The organism is Anaerovibrio sp. (genome assembly GCF_024697385.1).
In the GTDB taxonomy this organism is placed as follows: Bacteria; Bacillota; Negativicutes; order Selenomonadales; family Selenomonadaceae; genus Anaerovibrio.
In genome coordinates this window covers 1-2,982 of record NZ_JAILFV010000137.1, presented here as the reverse complement: position 1 = coordinate 2,982, position 2,982 = coordinate 1, and the positions used below count along the sequence as shown (strand labels likewise).

Below are 2,982 nucleotides of genomic sequence, written 5' to 3'. Positions count from 1 at the left end.
ACACTCATCAGGATTGATGCCACGATGTGGTTCCTTGCCAAGATACTTTCTGATTGCTTCCTGAACTGCAGGAATACGGGAAGAACCACCAACCAAAAGAATCTTATCGATATCATTTCCGGAAAGGCCTGCATCCTCCATAGCCTTGCGGGTAGGAACCATGGTACGCTCTACCAAATCAGCAGTCAGCTCATCAAACTTTGCCCTGGTCAAGGTAAGGTCAAGATGCTTAGGACCTGAGGCATCAGCTGTAATAAATGGCAGGTTGATGTTAGTTGACATCATGCTGGAAAGCTCAATCTTGGCTTTCTCGGCAGCTTCAATAACACGCTGGGCACTCATCTTGTCAGCTGACAAATCAATGCCATTTTCCTTCTTGAATTCTTCTACAATCCAGTTCATTACTGCCTGGTCGAAGTCATCACCACCCAGGTGAGTATCACCATTGGTAGCACGAACCTCAAACATACCGCCATCAATATCAAGGATGGATACATCAAAGGTACCACCACCAAGGTCAAATACCAATACGGTGTGGGATTCGTCCTTATCAATACCATAAGCCAGTGCAGCGGCAGTTGGCTCGTTGATGATACGCAGAACATCAAGGCCTGCAATCTGGCCGGCATCCTTGGTAGCCTGACGCTGGCTGTCATTAAAGTATGCAGGTACAGTTATGACAGCCTGGGAAACTGTCTCACCGAGATAAGCCTCGGCATCAGCCTTCAGCTTCTGAAGAACCATGGCAGAAATCTCAGGTGGTGTATAGCTCTTATCATCTACAGTTACAGTGTAATTCTTTTCACCCATATGACGCTTAATGGAAGCGATGGTACGGTCAGGGTTTGATACAGCCTGACGCTTTGCCAGCTGGCCCACAAGACGCTCACCGGTCTTGGTAAAGCCTACAACTGAAGGAGTTATACGGCTTCCCTCAGGATTGGTGATAACTGTAGGCTCACCGCCTTCCATAACGGATACAACGGAATTTGTAGTTCCTAAATCAATACCAATAATCTTAGACATAATTTATTTCCTCCTTAAAAGTAACAAACACATTTTATTTTAAACAAGGTCAGCACAGCTGAAACTAATTTGCAACTACCTGAACCATGGCCGGGCGGATAACCTTGCCCTTCACCATATAGCCTTTTTGCATTTCCATGGCAATAGTGTCATCCTCTAATTCCGGATTTTCCACTCGCATTACAGCCTGGTGGTAATTAGGATCAAATTTGGCATCCTTGGTTTCTATTTTTTCAAGGCCTCTGTTTTTCAGGACCTCCATAAACTGATTAAAAATCATATCAACCCCCTGTTTAAAGGCGGCAGTATCATTGGCTTCAGCTGCCAGGGCACGCTCAAAATTATCAACCATCGGCAAAAGCTCCGTGATAAAATTCTGTACCACTAAAGCTGACAGCTCCTCTTTTTCCTGACGGGTACGCCGGCGAAAATTTTCAAAATCCGCCTGGAGGCGTTTATATCTTTCTTCATCATCAGCCAGCTTTTCCTTCAGCTGTTCCAGTTCATCCTTTTCCTGTGGAACATCTTCTACATTGTCAGCTGCTGCTTCAACATTATCAGATTCATCTGCAGACATTTCATGCTCATCAATCTCCCTCTGCATCTCTTCCAGTTTTTCTTCATCCTTTTTTTTCAGCTTGTCTTTATCAAAAGGCATTACGCTTTTTCACCTCTCCACATTTCTACCAGTTAAGGCGTTTAACAACCTCATTCAGGTTTTGATTCATATAATTCAACAGTGACATTGTACGGCCATATTCCATCCTGGTAGGACCAAGCACTGCCAACGAGCCCAGCAGCTCGCCATCCAGATGGTATGTGGCAGTTATTATGCTGCAGTCCTTAATGCCGCTATATTCATTTTCCTGTCCTATTGATACTGTCAGACCATCACCTAAGTGTGATCTGATTATATCCTTCATCAGCTGGTCTTCCTCCAGCATCAATAATATTTCCTTCACCTTGTCAACATTATGAAACTCCGGCTGGGCCATAAGCTCCGTAGTGCCGCCAAGATAAAGTCTTTCCTTGCGGTCAGTAGCCAAGGCATTACCGATAAGGTCCAGGGCAGAAGCATACAGCCCCTTGTCACCGATAGCACCTTCTATCTGCTTGAGACTTTTGGTGTGAATGGTCTCCAGTGTGTGACCAACGAGATGTCTGTTGGCAACCTGAGCCATGCGCTGAAAATCTTCAAACACAGCACCATCCGGCATTTCCATGATTCGATTTTCCACAAAGCCCGCATCTGTCATCAATACGGCTATTACCCTGTGGTCATCCAAAGGCAGAAACTGCATGCACCGGAAGGCGGCTTTGGAAATCTGCGGAGCCAGCACCAGAGAAACATTCTTGGTCATCTTGGAAATCAGCCTGGCAGTTTCCTGAAAAACCTGGTCGATGCGTTGAACCTTGGACTTATACCATTTGTCAATCATGGCCTTTTCTGCGTCCGTCATTGGCTTTACAGGTAAAAGTGAATCCACATACAACCGATACCCCTTGGATGATGGGATGCGCCCGGAGGATGTGTGAATATGCTCCAGATAGCCGAGCATTTCCAAATCAGCCATCTCATTGCGGATTGTCGCCGGACTTACACCCAAATCATACTTGCGGGCCAGAGTCCTGGAGCCAACAGGTTCAGCTGATGCTATATAATCTTGAATGACGGCCTGCAGTATATGCTGCTTTCTCTCATCAATCATGCTTTAGCCTCCTGTTGTTAGCACTCATCTCTGTTGAGTGCTAACTTCTATAAAGAATATACCCCCATTACAATAAAAAGTCAATAAGTCAATAAAAATATTTTGACTTTATAACGCCATTGTTCAAATTTTTCTTCTTTAGAAGAAAAATCTTCCAATTAGCGTTTCAACGAGCTGGGAGATATGCTCGCCAGCTGTTGTAGTTTGTTTTCCCCCACCTAAAGAGGAAGGGGACATCTTAAAGCTC

3 protein-coding genes are annotated in these 2,982 nt (G+C 45.0%); all 3 read right to left on the bottom strand.

Translation table 11 applies throughout. The annotated features are described in order from the left end of the window. Positions 1-1,026, bottom strand: a 1,026-nt coding sequence (locus K6C05_RS07940; protein ID WP_296733383.1) for an Hsp70 family protein, incomplete at its 3' end; no start/stop codon positions are given. A 64-nt stretch (positions 1,027-1,090) separates the two neighbouring features. Next, entirely contained in the window at positions 1,091-1,684 is a 594-nt protein-coding gene (grpE, locus tag K6C05_RS07935) for a nucleotide exchange factor GrpE (protein WP_296733381.1), read from the bottom strand. Positions 1,685-1,709: 25 nt separating this feature from the next. Next, positions 1,710-2,735 (bottom strand): heat-inducible transcriptional repressor HrcA, encoded by a 1,026-nt coding sequence (gene hrcA, locus K6C05_RS07930; protein WP_296733379.1) that lies wholly within the window; start codon positions 2,733-2,735, stop codon positions 1,710-1,712. Positions 2,736-2,982 lie beyond the last annotated feature (247 nt).

Excerpts from the sequence above, each read along its gene's own strand:
- grpE (WP_296733381.1), bottom strand. The coding sequence starts at position 1,684 with ATGCCTTTTGATAAAGACAAGCTGAAAAAAAAGGATGAAGAAAAACTG.
- hrcA (WP_296733379.1), bottom strand. The coding sequence starts at position 2,735 with ATGATTGATGAGAGAAAGCAGCATATACTGCAGGCCGTCATTCAAGAT.